The organism is Paraburkholderia bengalensis, assembly GCF_037126505.1.
GTDB classification, from domain to species: domain Bacteria; phylum Pseudomonadota; class Gammaproteobacteria; order Burkholderiales; family Burkholderiaceae; genus Paraburkholderia; species Paraburkholderia bengalensis.
On sequence record NZ_JACFYJ010000046.1, the window covers coordinates 1 to 17,966 of the forward strand.

The 17,966-nt window shown below is 62.7% G+C and carries 14 protein-coding genes, 1 rRNA gene and 1 pseudogene; 10 read left to right on the top strand and 6 right to left on the bottom strand.

Features of this window, described 5'->3' with window-relative positions; translation table 11 throughout:
• Window positions 1–92: ribosomal RNA gene (rrf, locus tag H3V53_RS43985) — 5S ribosomal RNA — on the top strand; the annotation flags it as partial.
• Between the two features lie 149 nt (window positions 93–241).
• On the opposite strand, the pseudogene H3V53_RS24435 reads toward rrf, so the two are convergent.
• Window positions 242–1,578 (bottom strand): annotated as a pseudogene (locus H3V53_RS24435) (MFS transporter).
• 329 nt (window positions 1,579–1,907) lie between these two features.
• Between H3V53_RS24435 and xylB the strand changes: the two are divergent.
• Window positions 1,908–3,374 (top strand): xylulokinase, encoded by a 1,467-nt coding sequence (gene xylB / locus H3V53_RS24440; RefSeq protein WP_336600158.1) that lies wholly within the window; start codon window positions 1,908–1,910, stop codon window positions 3,372–3,374.
• Here the strand turns inward: xylB and H3V53_RS24445 are convergent.
• The 3 genes from H3V53_RS24445 to H3V53_RS24455 all read right to left on the bottom strand — a co-directional run bounded on the left by H3V53_RS24445 (window position 3,335) and on the right by H3V53_RS24455 (window position 5,585).
• Window positions 3,335–3,898: a DUF1349 domain-containing protein gene (locus H3V53_RS24445; protein WP_473766662.1), complete on the bottom strand. Its 564-nt coding sequence runs from the start codon at window positions 3,896–3,898 to the stop codon at window positions 3,335–3,337. The genes xylB and H3V53_RS24445 overlap by 40 nt on opposite strands.
• A 65-nt stretch (window positions 3,899–3,963) precedes the next feature.
• Window positions 3,964–4,503: a cytochrome b gene (locus tag H3V53_RS24450; protein ID WP_336600159.1), complete on the bottom strand. Its 540-nt coding sequence runs from the start codon at window positions 4,501–4,503 to the stop codon at window positions 3,964–3,966.
• Window positions 4,500–5,585 carry a catalase family peroxidase gene (locus H3V53_RS24455; RefSeq protein WP_336600160.1) on the bottom strand — a complete coding sequence of 362 codons (1,086 nt, stop codon included), beginning with the start codon at window positions 5,583–5,585 and terminating at the stop codon, window positions 4,500–4,502. Before H3V53_RS24455 ends, H3V53_RS24450 begins: the two co-directional genes overlap by 4 nt.
• A 216-nt stretch (window positions 5,586–5,801) precedes the next feature.
• Between H3V53_RS24455 and H3V53_RS24460 the strand changes: the two genes are divergently transcribed.
• Entirely contained in the window at window positions 5,802–6,143 is a 342-nt protein-coding gene (locus H3V53_RS24460; RefSeq protein WP_336600161.1) for a DUF4148 domain-containing protein, read from the top strand.
• Window positions 6,144–6,219: 76 nt separating this feature from the next.
• Here the strand turns inward: H3V53_RS24460 and H3V53_RS24465 are convergent, their stop codons facing one another.
• Entirely contained in the window at window positions 6,220–6,543 is a 324-nt protein-coding gene (locus tag H3V53_RS24465) for a DUF1330 domain-containing protein (protein ID WP_336600162.1), read from the bottom strand.
• Window positions 6,544–7,010: 467 nt separating this feature from the next.
• Here H3V53_RS24465 and H3V53_RS24470 point away from each other — a divergent pair, with 467 nt between their 5' ends.
• Entirely contained in the window at window positions 7,011–7,781 is a 771-nt protein-coding gene (locus H3V53_RS24470; protein ID WP_336600163.1) for an EAL domain-containing protein, read from the top strand.
• A 216-nt stretch (window positions 7,782–7,997) separates the two neighbouring features.
• Here H3V53_RS24470 and H3V53_RS24475 read toward each other — a convergent pair whose 3' ends face one another.
• Window positions 7,998–8,159, bottom strand: coding sequence for a hypothetical protein (locus H3V53_RS24475; RefSeq protein WP_336600164.1), 162 nt, complete (start codon window positions 8,157–8,159; stop codon window positions 7,998–8,000).
• Between the two features lie 90 nt (window positions 8,160–8,249).
• Between H3V53_RS24475 and H3V53_RS24480 the strand changes: the two genes are divergently transcribed.
• The 6 genes from H3V53_RS24480 to H3V53_RS24505 all read left to right on the top strand — a co-directional run bounded on the left by H3V53_RS24480 (window position 8,250) and on the right by H3V53_RS24505 (window position 17,927).
• A complete protein-coding gene (locus H3V53_RS24480; RefSeq protein WP_336600165.1) occupies window positions 8,250–9,686 on the top strand; it encodes a TldD/PmbA family protein in 1,437 nt (478 codons plus the stop codon).
• Entirely contained in the window at window positions 9,683–11,047 is a 1,365-nt protein-coding gene (locus H3V53_RS24485) for a TldD/PmbA family protein (protein ID WP_419539566.1), read from the top strand. The genes H3V53_RS24480 and H3V53_RS24485 overlap by 4 nt, the downstream gene beginning before the upstream one ends.
• Before the next feature lie 913 nt (window positions 11,048–11,960).
• The gene (gene pgaA / locus H3V53_RS24490; RefSeq protein WP_336600167.1) at window positions 11,961–14,006 is read left to right on the top strand and encodes a poly-beta-1,6 N-acetyl-D-glucosamine export porin PgaA; all 2,046 of its coding nucleotides are present in this window, start codon (window positions 11,961–11,963) and stop codon (window positions 14,004–14,006) included.
• 6 nt (window positions 14,007–14,012) lie between these two features.
• On the top strand, window positions 14,013–16,055 hold the full coding sequence (gene pgaB / locus H3V53_RS24495; protein WP_336600168.1) for a poly-beta-1,6-N-acetyl-D-glucosamine N-deacetylase PgaB: 2,043 nt from the start codon (window positions 14,013–14,015) through the stop codon (window positions 16,053–16,055).
• A gap of 67 nt (window positions 16,056–16,122) precedes the next feature.
• A complete protein-coding gene (pgaC, locus tag H3V53_RS24500) occupies window positions 16,123–17,424 on the top strand; it encodes a poly-beta-1,6-N-acetyl-D-glucosamine synthase (RefSeq protein ID WP_336600169.1) in 1,302 nt (433 codons plus the stop codon).
• A 53-nt stretch (window positions 17,425–17,477) separates the two neighbouring features.
• Window positions 17,478–17,927, top strand: a complete 450-nt coding sequence (locus H3V53_RS24505) for a hypothetical protein (protein WP_054926200.1) — start codon at window positions 17,478–17,480, stop codon at window positions 17,925–17,927.
• Window positions 17,928–17,966: the final 39 nt, after the last annotated feature.

Sequence of the window (17,966 nt, forward strand, 5' to 3'; positions counted from 1 at the left end):
TCCCACCCCTTCCCATCCCGAACAGGACCGTGAAACGACTCCACGCCGATGATAGTGCGGATTGCCCGTGTGAAAGTAGGTAATCGTCAGGCTCCTTACGTAACAACCCCGACCCCGCCCCTCAAAAGGCGGGGTCGTGGCGTTTACGGCGTGCCGACTTTGCCGCTGTGCAAGGATGACCGCCATCGCGCCATCGCGGCGGGGTCTTTGTCATTTAGCGTCTTCAAGGTCGGATGTGCTTTTACCGTGTTCCACGCGTCTCGTGCGTGAAACTTAGCGTTACCACCGTAATCGCCCCGAGCATCATCAGAAAGAAGATCGAAACTGGGCAATACGCGTGGTACTCCGCAAGCAAAGCCGTCGCAATGAGCGGCGACAGGCCGCCTGCGAAAATCGGTGCGACTTCATGTCCGAGTGCGACGCCCGAATAGCGCAATTGTGTACTGAACAACTTTCCGACGAGTGCGGGCAGCCTACCGATCATCGCGCCATGACAGAGTGCCGTTCCTGATACGAGCGCAAGATAGATCCAGGGTGCCCGATGCGTATCGAGCCGAGCATCCGGAAGAACGGGAATGCCATCACGATAAGTCCAGCCGCGCCTATCGTGTACACAGGTTTTCTGCCGATGCGGTCGGACAGACGTCCCCATGCGAGCATGGCGCCCATCTCGACGATCATCGCGAGCATGACGCCCGTCAACATCACGGAGTTCGCAACACCTGTGAACTTTCCTCACACCAGCGAAAACGCGAGAAAAATATAAGCACCGCCGTTTTCGGCCACGGGCAATTCCATTGCGATCAGGATCTCTTTCGGGTGCCGCTTGATGACTTGTACGATGGGCATATGCGTTATCTCTCCTCGCTTTTCGGTCTGCGCGAAATCGCGGCTCTCCCGCAAGCTATGCGGATATAGACGCCGATTGCAAAGATCGCGATGCTCGCCAGAAACGGCAGCCTCCATCCTCAACTGATAAAAGCGTCATGCGTCAGCGCCTATGCCGCGAGAAAAGCACCCGATGTCAGCACGAATCCTCCGCCGACACCTAACGGCTCCACGCTGCATAGTAGCCGCGTTTTTCCGGCGGTGCGTTTTCGCTGATCATCAATACGCCGCCGCCCCACTCGCCGCCCGATGCAACGCCTTGCAACAGCCGCAAGACGACGAGAGCGAGCGGGGACCAGACACCCACCCGTGCATATGTCGGCAGCAGACCGGTCGCAAACGTCGCGATGCCCATGATGAGCAGCGTCCAGACGAGCGAAGCCTTGCGTCCATAGCGATCGCCGATGTGACCGAACACGACTCCGCCTAGGGCCTCGCGACAAACCCCATCGCAAACGCGGCGAATGCGTCAAGGGTGTCGATCAGAGGATCGGCACCCACAGGGAAAAACAGTTGCCCGAACACGAGCGCGGCCGCCGTGCCATAAACAAAGAAGTCGTACCATTCCATCGCGTTGCACGCGACGGACGCGATCACGATCTTGCGCAACGTCGTGTCTTCGAGAGGCCGTGCCGCCTGGACGTGGCGGGCAGGATGCCATGTGGTGTTCGTCTGATATGAGTGAGGCATTGCTATCGAGTGTCGGCCGCGTATTTCAACCGGTCAAATTCATCGAAAATGGGCAACGCCATTAGTCCCGCAAATGTGGGACGAGGCGCGCGCGATCGTGCGCAAAGCGGACGACGTGGTAACGTTTCGCTTGAAGAAGTCGTGCATGCGCCCGCCAGCGTTGGCCGGGCGGCTGTGGAGGAAGACTGGCATGCCCGCGCAGATCCGCTTTTGCGTTCAACGGGCATGCTGATCAAAACGCTTTTCGGTGAACGCGTGGCCGTGTGCTGACGAGTCGTCGAGGGTCGGCGTGCGGCGTCCATTTCATTGCAGACAGAGAGGGGCGTGCTGTGACTTTTCTGGGAATCGACCTTGGCACATCCGAGGTAAAAGTAATTCTGACCGACGACGCCTCCGCCACGCTCGCAACGAGCGGCGTCCGTCTCGACGTTTCGCAGCCGCACCCGCACTGGTCGGAACAGAATCCGCAAGCCTGGTGGCAGGCTACGCTCGACGCCGTCGCTGCTGTGCGCGGCGCCAATCCCGGCGCGTTTGCCGCGCTACGCGGCATCGGTCTGTCGGGACAGATGCACGGTGCGACGCTGCTCGACGCGAATGGCGCCGTGCTCAGGCCGGCTATCCTCTGGAACGACACGCGCGCATTCGCCGAATGTGCGGAACTCGAAGCATTGGTGCCCGAGTCGCGCGACATCACGGGCAATCTCGCGATGCCGGGCTTCACCGCGCCCAAGCTCCTGTGGCTCGCGAAGCACGAGCCTGATGTTTTTCGTGCGACGTCCAAGGTGTTGTTGCCGAAAGACTATCTCGCGTGGCGGCTGACGGGCGATTTCGTATCGGACATGTCGGACGCGTCGGGCACATTGTGGCTCGACGTCGCGAAGCGGGACTGGTCCGATCGGATGCTCGCGGCGACAGGCTTGACGCGCGCACATATGCCGCGCCTCGTCGAGGGTAGCGCGCCAGCTGCGCAACTGGACGACACGCTGCGGCGCGAATGGGGCATCACGGGCCCCGTGGTCGTGTGCGGCGGTGCTGGCGACAACGCAGCCAGCGCGATCGGGATGGGCGTCGCGGAAGCGGGCAGTGCGTTTCTGTCGCTCGGTACATCGGGCGTATTGTTCGCCGGCACCGATCGCTTCGCGCCCAATCCCGCACAAGGCGTGCACGCGTTCTGTCATTGCCTGCCGGAACGTTGGCATCAGATGAGCGTGATTTTGTCTGCGGCATCGAGCCTCGGATGGCTATCGAAGGTCGTGGGACGCGAAGTCGCGAGCTTGCCCGATCTCGCGGGCACGGCCGCTCCCGCTACCGCGCCCATCTTTCTGCCGTATCTGAGCGGCGAGCGCACGCCGCACAATGATGCAAATGCACGCGGCGTGTTCTGGGGTTTGACAGGCGCGCACACGACGGGCGACCTCGCATACAGCGTGATGGAGGGCGTGGCGTTTGCAATGGCGGACGGGTATGCAGCGTTGCAAAGCGCGGGCACGACCTTGAAGCATGCATCGTTTATCGGCGGCGGTTCGCGCAGCCCGTTCTGGGCCAACTTGTGCGCGACGGCAACGGGTATCACGATGCATCGCCACGAAGGCAGCGATGTGGGCGCGGCGCTAGGCGCGGCGCGTCTCGCGCGACTCGCGGTAACGAATGAAGCTATCGACAAAGTGTGCCTCGCTGCGCCGACGCTCGAGTCGTGCGAGCCCGATCGCGCACTCGCGCCGCTGCTCGCGCAAAGGCTTGCGCGTTACCGCAGCATTTACCAGGCACTCAAGGCGAGCTTCGCTGCCTCGGCCTGATTGATGCAACGGTGAGGCGTGCTGCGCGTCGAGACGTTCAGCTCAGGTCGTGCAAATCCGTTTGCAGCGGCACGCCTGCCGTGAAGCGAGAACACGCGATGTTCAGGCCGCCACGCTCGGGCGTGCAGCACATGGGGCCGACGAAGTAGCGCGGCGCAGAGGGAAAGGGCGCAAGCCTCAAGAGTGGCCACGTTTTTCCATCGACGGAATGCTGTATGCGCAACACGCCTTGTGTCACGGTCGCGCGCATCCAGAAGCCATCTGTTGGTGCGATTGCCGAACCGATCGCCCAGTCCGACTGGCAAACCCGCCTGATCGTAAAGGGCATGAAACTGCCCGCGCACGTGCACTTGCGCTGTGAAGTCATTTTTCATTAGAACACCGAAGCAATGACCCGAATCGCGTGTGAACCCGTAATGCGTTTTTCGCCAGAAGTCGGTGTTGGGATCGGTCGTCACATGCAGCGTGTCGCCATCGAGCGACCACGTCGACGGTTCATTGAACCATTCGCATTGTTGGAACACGCTGTATCTCCTCGATGTCGGCCTGGCGCTGCCGCCGTTACATTGCACCTGGTGTTGCGCAGGCTTTAGCGTTCGCCGCGAGCCATGCTGGAGAATACGCCGTCGCGGCGAATGAGTCCATGAAAGAGGGCCGCGGCGATATGCGCCAGGATGGTCGCGAACAGTGCGAATGCGAGCCACGTGTGCAATGCGCGCAACAACGCGAACAGATCCACGTTCTGCGGCACGATCGCGGGCAGATGCCATGCGCCGAACAGCGTCACAGGATAGCCTCCCGCGGAGACCATCGCCCAGCCGATCAACGGCATGGCGATGAACAGTCCGTAAAGCATCCAGTGCGATGCCATGGCCGCAAAACGCTGCAACGCAGGTATGTCTTCCGGTAAAGCAGGGCTGCCGTTTTTCAGGCGCACGCCGACTCGAATCACTGCAAGTGCGAGCAGCGCAACGCCGAGTGGACGATGCAGCGCGATGAGCGTCGAGTGCGCGTGCGAAACAGTCGCGACCATCGCGACACCGATAAACAGCATCGCGAGAATCAGCACGGCCATCGTCCAGTGCAACAGGCGCGCGAGTGCGGAGAAGTGGCGAGGCGTTTGCGTCATGATGCGTTCCGTTCAGTGTTCGGTGTGGCGGGCACGGCGCGCAGCGCTTCTTCTCGTGTGCGCCGCTGATACGACACGGCATAGGCTGCCGAGCGCGCCGCAAGCAGCGGATCATCCGATGTCGTGATGCCGTCGGGCAACACTGTCGGATCGAAATTGACGTCGCGACATACGCCATCGGATTGCGGCGAACTGCGTTCGAGCACGACTTCGCCGGCATCGATACGCTGCCGGTCGGATGGCCATTGCTGGGTCGCATCGTTGGTCGGATCACCCGCATTTGCAACCGTCACCAACAGGTGCCAACGCACGCTACCGTGTGCGAGCTGCGCTTCCAGCTGCTTCGACAGAAAGTTGGGGTCGCTCTTTTCTTGCGGATCGACGGGTGCATACGGCGTTTCAGGCTCGACGGCCCAACGCACGGCATGCTCGTGGCCGCCTGCGTCGACGAAGCGAAATGCGTTGATGCTGTAGTAAGCGGCGTTAGCGAGACCCGACGACGCGGGATGCGTTTTGACCCATTCCTGAAACGGCCGTGTTTCTGGATTGGCTGCATAAAAGGCCCTCAACTTCGCCGGATCGGGTTTGCCCGTTTTCGGATCAGGCTGCGCGGCGACAAGTTGTTGATAGAACTGCCCGGGCGTGCGCACGGCGAATACAGGTGTGGAGTTCATAGCAGTGCGCCACTGCTGGCCGTCGCGTTGCGTGAAGAGCAGCGCCATGCTGCGGACCGGCACGCTGGCATCGGGCGCGGATGGATTGCCCCCCGGAATCGCAAACCGTCCAATGACCGGCGTGCGTCCCGGCTGGAATACCTGTGCACGCGAAATCGACGACGCATTGCCGTTGCTGTCGAAATAGCCTTCGACGCACAGCCCTTTGGCGTGGTTGCGGCGATAACCCAGGTGCGTCCCGTTGTCGTACTGGAACTGATTGATGATGCGGTACGTCGTGAGGCGCGACGGCGTGAGCCAGCCGCCCGCGTATGCGAACGTGCCGGCTAGCGCGCATACGGCCGCACCGATCGCGGCGTATCTGCAGGCCATGCAGCGTGGCGCCGACGCTCGGGTCTTTGAGTTCATCGCGAATGCTCCTTTCGATTCTGTCGGTGACGTTCTTCGCCTGCCAACACGGTGCCGCGCGGTTTATTCCATCTGCACGTTGTGCTTTCGGGTTGCAGCGAGGCGGACCGAGCATGAAAAAAAGCGGGAATAGATTTCGAGGTCGCTTTGTTCATCACCGTGAAGCGCCACACATCGTGCGACGCATCTGTCACCTCAAATCTGAAGGAGCTGGAAATGAAGAAGCTTGCACTGTTGACCGCCACGATCGCCGCAGTCGTTTCGACGGGTTTCGCAACGAACGCATTCGCACAGGAAAAGACGCGCGCTGAAGTGCGGCAGGAATTGATTCAGGCGGAGCAGAACGGATCGCAGTTCGTGACGGATGCGTCCTATCCCGATGTCGCGCCCATCTATCAGCAACAGGTCGCGCAACAAAAGTCGGCCCGGGAGAGCGTGGGCGCGGGCATGTCGGGCACGCACGCGGCGGGTTCCCGGATACCTGCTACGGGCGCGCCTGCGGGCATGTCGTCGTGTGTCGGCCCGGTTAGCTATTGCACCGTGTATTTCGGCAGCTGAGCGCGATGATGGATTCAGCGGATGCGGTGCCGCGCGCATGCGCACGGCACGCTTCCCGCTCCCTGCGTGTGGATGTTCATTCGCACAGCACATCCGTTGCGACGTGCGATGCGGGGACCGCATCGATCAGGATCACATCGCCGATCGAATTATCCATGCGCAACGGCAGGATCGCCTGATACGCATCCGACCTGTACCACGCACGCGCCAGATCGCGATTCGGAAATTCGATGGCGATCAGATCGCCGCGCCAATCGCCTTCGAGCCTTTCATAACGGCCACCGTGAAGCACGAAATGGCCGCCAAACGGCGCAAGCGTCGCATCGATGCGCTGCAGGTACTCGACGATCTGCGAACCCATCTTCACTTCATGCAGGTGCGCAACGGCGAATGTCGACATGCTGTTCTCCCGGTCGTTGACGAATGAGATGAGCTTATCGCCGGGGCGCCACGCGAATCGATTACCTCGGAGGTAATGTGAATACGCCAATCGATTCCCACCTGAAGCACTTTTGACAGTCCAAACGCAGTGCGGGCAAGCGAGGAGAACGGCAAAAGAACGCGCGCGGTGGCTCGCTTCGCGTGTCGCGCCCGTGTTTCGCGCACGAAACGTTTGTTGCCGGACAGTGCCTTGAGTACCCTATGCCCGGCAGGCCGCGGAGCAAGGCGCGGCGCGGCTTTCGCCGCGCTGAACGAGCACGGCCGTTCACGTGGTATGAAACGTGCGACGGGTGTGGAAAGCCGATCCCATCCACATCCAATCGCACGCTCAATCCAACGATGGACGCTCGCCACGCCAACGCTGCCGGGAACAACCACCACGCTGCCACGGATGCAACGGACACGGCGCCGCACTTGCCGCGCCCGATGACCACACTTGAACAACGCGTGAGCGAAGGTTTGCTCGCCGGTGAATTTCCACTCGCCTTTCAGGGCATCTACGACGTCAAAACGGGAAGCCTCGCGCGCGTTGAGGCGCTGATCCGCTGGATGCATCCCGACTACGGCTTGCTGCTTCCCGATGCGTTTCTTGTTGCGCTCGACCATCCCCTCGTCGCACTGCAACTGACCTATCACGTGATCGACGGTGCGTGCCGCGCGATTGCGCACGCGCAGCGCGAAGGGCAGTCCGTGTGCCCGATCGCCGTCAACGTGCCGCCGGGGGTCGTTGGCTACGAGCACTTCGCTGCCACTGTGATGCAGATAGCGCGGCTTCACGGCGTCGAACCCGATCTGCTCGAGCTTGAACTCGTCGAGACGGAGGACGCAACGCGTCTGCTGGCTGCGCCGCCGTTGACGCGTGCGCTGCGCGAAGCAGGCATGCGCCTCGCCATTGACGACTTCGGCACGGGCTATTCGTCGCTTGCGCTGCTCAGCACGATCGATGTCGACACGGTCAAGGTCGCGCGCCAGATGCTCGACCGTGTGCCCGAATGTCCGCGCGCTTCGACGGTGGTGTCGGGCGTGCTGTCGATGCTCCAGCGCCTGGACGTCGCCGTGGTGGTGGAGGGCGTCGAAACGAAGGCGCTCGCGCAATGGCTCGTGCAATGGCCAAAGGTGCTGGCACAGGGCTTTTTCTACGCGCGCCCGACCTTCGATTACGCGCAGGTGCCAGGCCACGAACCACGCGTCGCTTGAGTAGCGAAAGCCGCCGCGCAGGCCGCTGCGCGAGTTGGCGGTCGTCGTTCGCCGGCTGCCGCTACCGCATTGAAGCGTTTTCTCCCCGATGATCCCGTCGCCATTCATTCACATATAGCCGATCGACACGCTTTGAGCACTCGCACGAAGTGTGAGCGAACGCGCATCGACTCTGTCGAACCACGCATCGGCGCGCATCAGCTGCGAGGTGATGGTTCAAAAATGCATCAATTTGCGCACGCCCACCAACATAAAGAACCCCTGAAAAACAGGCGCAAAACGTAAAAAGCGCGTTTCTGCTTGCATGCCGCCGCGCGGATTTATGTGCAGTGGCAGACGTTTCGACGCACTGAGTGTGTATCTGAACACATCGCGCATGTCGCGTACCATACAGCATGGCCGCGTGTCGTCGCGCCCGCTGGGCGCGGCAATCTTCGCACTCGCATATGACACCCACGAGGCAGCTATATGGTCGATTCATTGCTGGACCGCTTGACGCATGTATTGCGCAGCGAAGCGGACTTCTGGTCGCTGCGCATCGTCGACGAACGTACGGAGGATCACGCCGTCCGTAACGACGTCGCACAGCCGATGCGCCTCGCGAGCGATCGCGGCGCGATGCTGGTGGCGTGGAGCGGCGCAGGCGCAGGTTATGCCGCGACAGCGGACATGTCGGAGCGCGGCCTGCAGGCGGCGCTAGAGATCGCGACACAGCGCGCGAAGGCAAGTGCATCCGTATCGCTGATCGATCATTCGCAGATTGCCCGTCCCGCCGAAAGCGGCGTCTACGAATCGCCCGCCATCGCGCAAACGTTGCCCACCCGGCGCGAATGGCTCGAGCGTTTGCAGTACGAATGCGCCGCAGCGAATGGCGATGCCCGCATCGTGGAGCGCACGGCCGCCGTGCAGATCACGCACAGCGAACAGCTCTATCTGACGAGCGACGGCATTCGCATCGATCAACGCTTTCGATTTCTGTTGCCGCAGATGTCGGTGACGGCGCACGCGCAGGGCGTGACGCAGGTGCGCACGCTTGGCGGCGATTACGGCACGCTCGCGCAGGGCGGCCTGGACGTGCTCGCGCATTTCGGCTTCGACGGCGCGGGCGCGCGCGTGGCCGAAGAGGCGTTGCAGCTGGTTGCCGCACCGAACTGTCCATCCGGTCCGCGCGATCTTTTGCTGATGCCCGATCAGATGATGCTGCAGATACACGAATCGATCGGTCATCCGCTCGAACTCGACCGCATTCTCGGCGACGAACGCAACTTCGCGGGCTGGAGCTTCGTGAAGCGCGAGCACTTCGGCACGTACCGCTACGGGTCCGAGTTGCTGAACGTGACGTTCGATCCGGCGCAGCGCGAAGAGGCCGCAAGCTATGCGTTCGACGACGACGGCACCCGTGCAGCGCGCGAGTATCTGATACGCGATGGCGTGCTGATGCGCCCGCTCGGCGGTTCGCTGTCGCAGCAGCGCGCGCGGTTGGCGGGCGTCGCGAACTCGCGCGCGTCGAGTTGGAACAGGCCGCCCATCGACCGGATGGCGAATCTCAACATCGAGCCCGGCGACAGTTCGCTGGAAGAGATGATCGGGAACATCGAGAACGGCATCCTGATGCGCACGAACACGTCATGGTCGATCGACGACCATCGCAACAAATTCCAGTTCGGTTGCGAGTACGGTCAGTTGATCGAGAAGGGCAAGCTCACGCAGATCGTGCGTCAGCCGAACTATCGCGGCATTTCAGCGAGCTTCTGGCGCAGTCTCGTCGCCGTCGGTAACGAAGCGACACGCGGCGTCTACGGCACGTCGATGTGCGGAAAGGGCGAGCCGATGCAGATCATCCGCGTCGGTCACGCGTCGCCTGCCTGTGTGTTCAGCCAGGTCGACGTATTCGGAGGGGCATGATGCGAGACAGCCCACATTCTTCCTCTTCTTCCTCTTCTGCTATGCACGCGTATTTCATGTCGCTCGCCAATGAAATCGAGCATCGGCTAAACGGGCATGAAATCGCGCTGACATCATTCTCTTCCGAGCAGTCCGACTTCATCCGCTTTAACGAAGGCAAGGTTCGGCAGACAGGCCACGTTTCGCAAGCCAGCCTGACGTTGAGGCTGATCGACGGACAACGGCAAGCGTACGCGACGCTCACGCCATGCGGCGACATGCGAGCCGACACGCATGCCGTGGCACGAGCCATCGCGGCGTTGCGCGATGGCTTGCGCGACGCGTCCGACGACCCGCACCTTCTCTTCGATACGGCCGTCTGGTCCGAATCGACGCAACGCGCGGGTACGCTGCCGTCACCGGACGCACTGCCGCTTCTCGTCGCGCACTACGCACGCGGACTCGACTTCGTCGGCTTCTACGCGGGCGGCGCCATCTCACGTGGCTTCGCATCGTCGCTTGGCAGCAGGGGCTGGTACGAAGTCGACAACTTCAATTTCAGCTGGTCGTTGTACGACGCGAGCGGCCGCGCAATCCGAAGCCATTACGCAGGCGACACATGGAGCGATGCTGTGTTCGCCGGCAAAGTCAAACAAGCGGCTGCACGTCTGCCTTTTCTCGCCGGCGAGCCGCGCGTACTCACACCGGGCCGCTATCGAACCTACCTCGCGCCCGCCGCCATGCAGGAGTTGATGGAGGCGGTGTCGCCCGGTGCATTCTCCGCGCGCTCGCAAGCGACGGCGCGCAGCGAGTTCTATCGCCTGAACATCGGCGAAGTATCGCTCGATCCGCGCGTCGCGCTGACGGAAGATCTCTCGCTCGACATCACGCCGCGTTTCAACGGCGACGGCTATCGCCGCGAAAGCGTCCCGCTGATCGAAGCGGGGCGCGCTGTTCATCAACTGACGAGCGCGCGCACCGCTCGCGAATATGGCCTTGTGCCAAACGGCGCAACGTCGGCTGAGTCTCCCGCGGCGCTGTCGATGCAAGGCGGCGATCTTGCGTCCGGCGATGTACTCGGCGCGCTCGACACGGGCCTTTACGTCGGCAACCTCTGGTACGTGAACTTCTCGGACCGGATGAATTGCCGCATGACGGGTATGACGCGCTTCGCGACCTTTTGGGTCGAACGCGGTCGCATCGTCGCGCCCGTCGCGGCAATGCGTTTCGACGACAGTCTGTATCGTATGCTCGGCAGCGAACTGGAACAGATCGATGCGCAGCCCGAACTGCAGTTGAACGACTGGACATGGGGCGAACGTGCGACGGGCGGGATGAAGCTCCCTGGCGTGCTCGTGCGGTCGTTTGATCTGACGTTATGACTCGCGATTCGAGCTTGCGCGCGGATGCGTGACGGGAGCGGTCGTTCGCGCAAACGTGCGGCGTCCGCTTCCCAGGCGGTCTCAAAAGTTCATCGATAACCCCGTCATCATCTGTTATTTCGCATTGCCTGGCAGATGGCGATGCGTTGCTCGCGGTGCCTTCGTAGGCCCACGCTGATGTTCGTCGTCATTGTGCAGCGAGACGATACCCGAGGCTGCAAAGCCCGCTCTGTACGCTGGCGCACATGAAATGAAGACAGTGCTCTAGTGGGCCAGCGCACACTTCCCGCATTGCATCTGAACATGCGATGTGCGTTTTCATCCTTATTTTGCAGGTGTTTTCGTGCGCGCATCGCCCGATGCGTCGAATCTCCCTGCGCGTCTCAAACGATTTCACGCCTGATCGTCGACGTCCGTTCAACCACCTTGTGCAACCTTTGCACTGCTGCTTGCTTCAGACCAATGAGGCGCGCAGTGCACGCTGTTTCACGTTTGAATCAAAGCGTCAAAGCTGTTGCGATGCACAAGCATGCTTGTTGCAGCGCGTGGCTTTCCGCGAGATGTCACGCGCCATTTCGATTCATCGGACCTCGCTATGGAGTTGCCTGGCACGGCTTGATGGGTTCAGCGATGAAACGTATTTGACGAATTACGGTTTGCTTGCAGCGTGATTTGTCTGTCAAACCCATGAGCCAGAAGGTGGAGCGGGGTGCTGGTACGGACTTCGCTATAGACGTCGCCGCGCAAATGGACGGGGGCCGGTGCGCGATGCAACAACCGGCCATCGAAACATCGAAACAAGACGCTGAACTCCGCCTTTCACCGGGCCACGCGACGTTGTTGCTCTCCATGCGCCATTCGCATGGTGCAGGGACTCGCTTTGTCTGGAGTTGGCATCGACAAGCGAGGAACCATGAAAACCAAACGCTCTAGCCGACACAAGCACGCCGCAGTCAAGGCGACCGCCTTGCTGCTGATGCTGCTTGCGCGCGACTACTGCGCCGCGCAGCCGACCACTGCGTCCGAATCCACGGGGAATGTCGCAGAAGGACAAGTCGCACAAGGCAAGGTAGACACGGAGCGCGATCAGCTCCGCAAGCGCATTTTCGCGGAAGCCGGCGCGGGCGCGGCGCAGCTTGCGTTGCAGGAGGCGCGTGCGAGCCGCGATGTGTTCTCCGATCACGACCTCTTCCAGCTCGAAGCGCTCGTCGTCGAAACGGAAGTTCACTGGGGCCGGCAGCAATCGCTCGCTTCGGACGAGCCCGACCGTCTCGGGCAGACGAAGACGGCGCTCGCACATATCGACGACATGCTCGCGCGCATGCCCGCATCGGACGACTATGCCGACGTGCGCCGTTCCATTCTTGTCGAGAAAGTGGCTGCGTTGCAGGGCGTCGGCCGCATGCAGGAAGCAACGGCGCTTTACGAGGACCTGTCGCGTTCGAGCCAGCCGATGCCCGCACGCACCTATGCGGCGGCAGGCGATGCGTACACGTATCTGGACCAGCCGCGCAAAGCCGCACCTGCCTACGAACATGCGTTGCAGACGCCCATCGAGCCGCTCACGCCTTCTCTCGAGCCGCACGCGCTCAAGCGCATCGACGTGCAGGAAGGACTTTTCTTCGCCTACCTCGATGCCGGCCGCTACGACAACGCGCAGCAATTGCTCAAGCAGATTACGGCCAGCACGCCGGTTCGCGCGGATCTGTCCGAGCATCCCGAAGACATCAACGAAGACTACGGCCGCGTGAAGAAACTGCAGGCGCAGTACCTGCTGTACACGGACCGCACGCGCGAGGGCGTCGCCGCGCTCGACGAATTGCGTCACGAGGCGCCGTTCGACCCGGCGCTGATCAGCGCGCGCTCCGACGCATCGCTCGTGCAGCAGCGGCCGCACGAAGCGCAGAAGGTCTACGAAGGCACGCTGGTCGATCACCCCGGCGACATCGAAACGCTCGCGGGACTCGGGCGTACGTCGCTCGAACTGGGTCAGTACGATCGCGCAGCCGACGTCAACGCGACCTTTAGCGACCGCTTCCCCGACAACAACACAGTGAAGACGTTCCAGCGCGATTACGAGGCATACAAGAGCCCGCAGCTGATCGTCGCGGGCAACGGACAGAAGGGCAACTCCGTTCTCGCCGACGAAAACTGGGGCATCGACACGCAGCTCTACTCGATGCCGCTCGCCGACTACTGGCGCGTGTTCGCGCATCAGTTCAGCGGTCGCGCGAACACGGGCGACGGCAACAGCGTGAGCCGCATTCGCAACGGCATCGGCGCGGACTTCCGCTTTCACGGCATCGACGCGGCGGCGGAAGTCGACCGCTCGACGGGAGGGCAGGCGAAGACGGGCGGCGCAGGCAGCGTGAGCTACGCGCCCGACGACCGCTGGCGCTTTTCTGCGGGCGTCGACAGCAACGTCAACACGCTGCCGTGGAAGGCCTACCAGGTGGGCGTGACGGGCCGCGCGGCGACGGGCAGCGTGCGCTACAGCATCGACGACTATCGTTACTTCGATCTCAGCTACGGCGCCTCGCGCTACAGCGACACGAACTTCAACCAGGCGTGGGTAGGCACGTGGTACGAGCGCCTGATCAACACGCCGAGCCATCTCGTCGCGACGTGGGTCGAGTTGAACACGAGCAGCAACACGCTCGCGAACACGGCCTACTTCGCGCCGTCTCGCGACATGACCGCGCAGCTCACCGCGATGTACCAGTGGACGTCGTGGCGCAATGCGGACCAGTCGCTTGCGAACCGCGTTTACGCGACGGTCGGCGGCTACCGGCAAACGGATATCGGCAACAGCATGTTGTGGGAAGTGCGCCTCGAACAGCAGTGGCAGTTCAACGCGCACGCGTCCCTCGCGTATGGCCTGGGCCTGTCGAGCCAACGGCTCGACCATACGCGCGAGACCAGCAAGCTCATCTACCTGAACCTGAACATTCCCCTGTAGGTCATCATGGACAAGCTCAATCGCAGACGTTTTCTTGCATTCGCCGCTGGCCTTGCCGCCGTGCCCGCCGCGCAGGCGCGCATCACGCTCGACCGCTTGCCGCAGCCCGACGCCGACGACGGCCTCACGTTCCGCGTGCTGGCCATCCACGATATCCGCGACGATCTGCACGCGGATGTCGGCACGGTTGCCGATACCTGCGCGATCAGCACCACGACGCTCAACACGATTTTCGCGTGGCTGAAGGCGAAGGACTTCCGGCCCGTGAGCGTCGACCAGATCGTCGCGTCGCGCAACGGCGGGCCGCGCCTGCCGCCGCGCGCCGTGCTGCTGACTTTCGACGACGCCTACAAGAGCCAGTTCACGCGTGCATTCCCGCTGCTGCAGCAGTACGGCTATCCCGCGCTGATCGGCGTCGTCACGCGCTGGACGGATACGCCCGCGGGCGACCCCGTGCGCATCAGTCACAAGTCCGTGATGCCGCCGGGCTACTTCATGAGCTGGGACGATCTGCGCGAGATGGCGAACTCGGGTCTCGTCGAAGTCGCGTCGCACACGCACGACATGCATCATGGCGCGCTCGCCAACCCGCAGGGCAACGAATTGCCCGCCGCGAGCGCGCATCTGTACTACCCGCAGCTGGCGCGCTACGAGACGGACGGCGAGTATCAGGCGCGCGTGCATGACGACCTGAAGAAGAGCGTCGATCTGATTCAGGATCGCACGGGCGTCGCCGTGCGTTCGGCCGTGTGGCCGTACGGGATGTACAACGCCGCGCTGATCAAGGCGTCGCAGGCGCTCGGCATGTCGGTGCATTTCACGCTCGACGACGGCCCGAACACGCCCGATGTGCCGCTCACGCAGATCCGCCGTCTGCTCGTCTCGTACGACTGGGATGTGGGCACGCTGATCGCGCAAATGCGTTCGTCACGTCTGTATCGCGGCGAGCACAATCCCGTCGAGCGCGTGGTCAACGTGTCGCTTGACGAGATGTACGACATCGATCCGAACAGGAGCGAGGAGAAGCTCGGCCGTCTGCTCGACCGCATCAAGGATCTCGAGCCGAAGTCGGTGTACCTGAAGGCTTACTGGGACCCCGACAACACGGGCGTGGCGCGCGCGATGTACTACCCGAACCGCCACATGCCGATGCGCGCCGACCTGTTCAACCGCGTCGCATGGCAACTCATCACGCGCGCCGGTGTGCAGGTCTACGCACGCATGCCGTTGCTCGCGTTCGATCTGCCGACGGGTCATGCCGCCGCGGGCCATGTCGTCGAAGTGGCCGCCAACAGCCCGCGCGATGCGCGGCAGGGCCGCACGCCGCGCCTGAGTCCGTTCGATCCCGTCGCGCGTCAAACGATCCAGGACCTCTACGACGACCTCACGCGCTATTCGAGTTTCAACGGTGTCGTGTTCGGCCCCGACGCGACGTTGAACGCATACGAAGACGTGAGCGCGCCCGCCATGTCCGTCTACCGCTCGTGGGGACTGCCCGGCGAACTCGCCCAGATTCGCGCATCGGACGAACTGATGGACCGCTGGGCGAAAGGCAAGACGGCTTATCTGAACGCGTTCACGAACCAGCTGGCCGAACGCGTGCGCGCCTATCAGGGCGGCGGCAACGTGCTGACGGCACGCACCGTGCCCGCGGAGGCCGCGCTCGATGCGAACGCCGAACGCAATTTCTCGCTGAGCCTCGCTTCGTCGCTTGCGAACTACGACTTTGTCGCGCTGACAGCGGCGCCTGCCGTGGGCAACGAACGCCTGTCCGATGCGTGGCTCGACAGCCTGCGGCAAACGGTGATGAAGCAGCCGGGCGCCGCCATGAAGACGGTGTTCGAGCTGCCCGCCATCAACCACGACACGCAGCAGCCCGTCGAGGCGGCCGTGCTGCGCGCGCAGATGAAGCGGCTCAACGCGGCGGGCGTCGTGCATCTCGGCTATGGGCCGGACGACTTCCTGAAGAACCGTCCGGACACGACCGTGCTGCGCGACGTGATGTCGGTGCAAAGCACGTTGAGATCGAATCAGGGGATGTTGGGTTGAGCATCGGGCGATGCATGTCGATCAAAGCGATGCCAACCCGGACCAGGGGACCACAATGAAAAATGTAATGAGCGTCATCTCGAACTTCGTCTTCTACTATCCGCTGCTGATGGCATATCTGTGGATGGCAGGAGGACTGCTGCACTATCTGCTGATCGAGCGCCGTGATGCGGGCCGCAAGGCGGCGCCGCCGCTCGCGGCCTATCCGAAGGTGTCCGTCGTCGTGCCTTGCTACAACGAGGCGGACAACGTGCGCGAAGTGATCGCGTGCCTCGACAAGCTGAACTATCCGAACTACAACGTCATCGCGATCAACGACGGCAGCCGGGACGACACAGGCGCGATCCTGAACCAGCTCGTCAACGTGTATCCGAAGCTCGTCGTCGTGCACCAGCATCAGAACGAAGGCAAGGCGATCGGCCTCACGACGGCGGCGATGCTGTCCGACGCCGAGTACCTGATGTGCATCGACGGCGACTCGCTGCTCGATCCGGAAGCGATCAGCTGGATGCTGCGCCACTTCCTCGACGACGCCTCCGTCGGCGCCGTGACGGGCAATCCGCGCATCCGCACGCGCTCGTCGCTGCTCGGGCGCATGCAGGTGGGCGAGTTCTCGTCGATCGTCGGTCTCATCAAGCGCACGCAGCACATGTATGGGCGTCTGCTGACGGTGTCGGGCGTGGTGTCGATGTTCAGGAAGCGCGCGCTGCAGGAAGTGGGCTTCTGGAGTTCCGACATGCTGACGGAAGACATCGACATCAGCTGGAAGCTGCAGGTGCAGGGCTGGGGCGTGCATTTCGAATCGCGCGCGCTCAGCTGGATCTTGATGCCGGAGACGTTGCGCGGCCTCTACAAGCAGCGTCTGCGCTGGGCCAAGGGCGGCATCCAGGTGCTCTTCAAGTACGCGGGCGCGGTGCTGTCCCGCCGCAACATGATGATGTGGCCGATCTTCGTCGAGTACGCGATCAGCATCGTGTGGGCGTACTGCATGCTGTTCACGCTCGTGATGATGGCGGCCACCGCGCTGTTCCCGCTGGCGGAAGCGTGGCGTTTCGCCTTCGTGCCGCGCGGCACGGGCGTGCTGCTGTTCGCGACCTGCTGCGCGCAGATCTTTCTCGGCTGCCTGATCGACCGACGCTACGACAAGAACCTGATGCGCTATTTCATCGACACCGTCTGGTATCCCGCCGCGTTCTGGGCGATCAGCATGATCGCCTCCGTGATCGCGCTGCCGGGCGTGGTCAGCCAGCGCCGCAGAAAGCGCGCGCGCTGGGTCAGCCCGGATCGCGGCATCCGCTCCAGCGGCGCCGTGACGGCCGATGCATCGGCACCGCTTCTCGCACAACCCGCAGCGCCGCAGTCGGAATGACGTCAACGCAGTGACTACCGCATAGCCAACAATCAGGACAGGGGAAATACAACATGGAATACCCGATCATCGATGTGTCGAAGCAGTCCGTCTCGCAGTTCGCCACGGAGTGCAGCAAGGCGCAAGCCATGCGCTCCGTCGCGTGGTATCGCTTCGCGCGGCCTGCGCTCGTGCTGGGCACGTGGGTGCTGGCGGCCGTCTATATCCGCTGGTGTCTCGCGAACGCGAGCGAAGAGGAGATGTCGCTCGACGCATTCATGCCGGGCATCGTCGGCATTGGCATCGTCGTACTGTCGATGGTGCTGTGGACCTTCGGCCGTCAGATGGATGCGCTGAACACGAGCCGCGTGCGCCGCATGCCCGAGGCGGCGGAAGCCCCGCAACCGGCGACGCACGACATTCCCGAAGGCGATGCCGGCCGCTGCCTCGTTGCGTATCACGACGACGACGGCATGATCTCGCACGTGATGAGCGTGCCCGAGTTCGAGCGCCAGGCCGCGTAGGCACGCCGCTGCCCAGGACAAGACACGCACCACGGAGAC

What these genes read in the sequence shown, in the direction of transcription:
- H3V53_RS24450 (WP_336600159.1), bottom strand. Translation starts at nt 4,503, where the DNA reads ATGACGCAAACGCCTCGCCACTTCTCCGCACTCGCGCGCCTGTTGCAC.
- H3V53_RS24455 (WP_336600160.1), bottom strand. Translation starts at nt 5,585, where the DNA reads ATGAACTCAAAGACCCGAGCGTCGGCGCCACGCTGCATGGCCTGCAGA.
- H3V53_RS24460 (WP_336600161.1), top strand. Translation starts at nt 5,802, where the DNA reads ATGAAGAAGCTTGCACTGTTGACCGCCACGATCGCCGCAGTCGTTTCG.
- H3V53_RS24465 (WP_336600162.1), bottom strand. Translation starts at nt 6,543, where the DNA reads ATGTCGACATTCGCCGTTGCGCACCTGCATGAAGTGAAGATGGGTTCG.
- H3V53_RS24470 (WP_336600163.1), top strand. Translation starts at nt 7,011, where the DNA reads ATGACCACACTTGAACAACGCGTGAGCGAAGGTTTGCTCGCCGGTGAA.
- H3V53_RS24475 (WP_336600164.1), bottom strand. Translation starts at nt 8,159, where the DNA reads ATGCGCGATGTGTTCAGATACACACTCAGTGCGTCGAAACGTCTGCCA.
- H3V53_RS24480 (WP_336600165.1), top strand. Translation starts at nt 8,250, where the DNA reads ATGGTCGATTCATTGCTGGACCGCTTGACGCATGTATTGCGCAGCGAA.
- H3V53_RS24485 (WP_419539566.1), top strand. Translation starts at nt 9,683, where the DNA reads ATGATGCGAGACAGCCCACATTCTTCCTCTTCTTCCTCTTCTGCTATG.
- pgaA (WP_336600167.1), top strand. Translation starts at nt 11,961, where the DNA reads ATGAAAACCAAACGCTCTAGCCGACACAAGCACGCCGCAGTCAAGGCG.
- pgaB (WP_336600168.1), top strand. Translation starts at nt 14,013, where the DNA reads ATGGACAAGCTCAATCGCAGACGTTTTCTTGCATTCGCCGCTGGCCTT.
- pgaC (WP_336600169.1), top strand. Translation starts at nt 16,123, where the DNA reads ATGAGCGTCATCTCGAACTTCGTCTTCTACTATCCGCTGCTGATGGCA.
- H3V53_RS24505 (WP_054926200.1), top strand. Translation starts at nt 17,478, where the DNA reads ATGGAATACCCGATCATCGATGTGTCGAAGCAGTCCGTCTCGCAGTTC.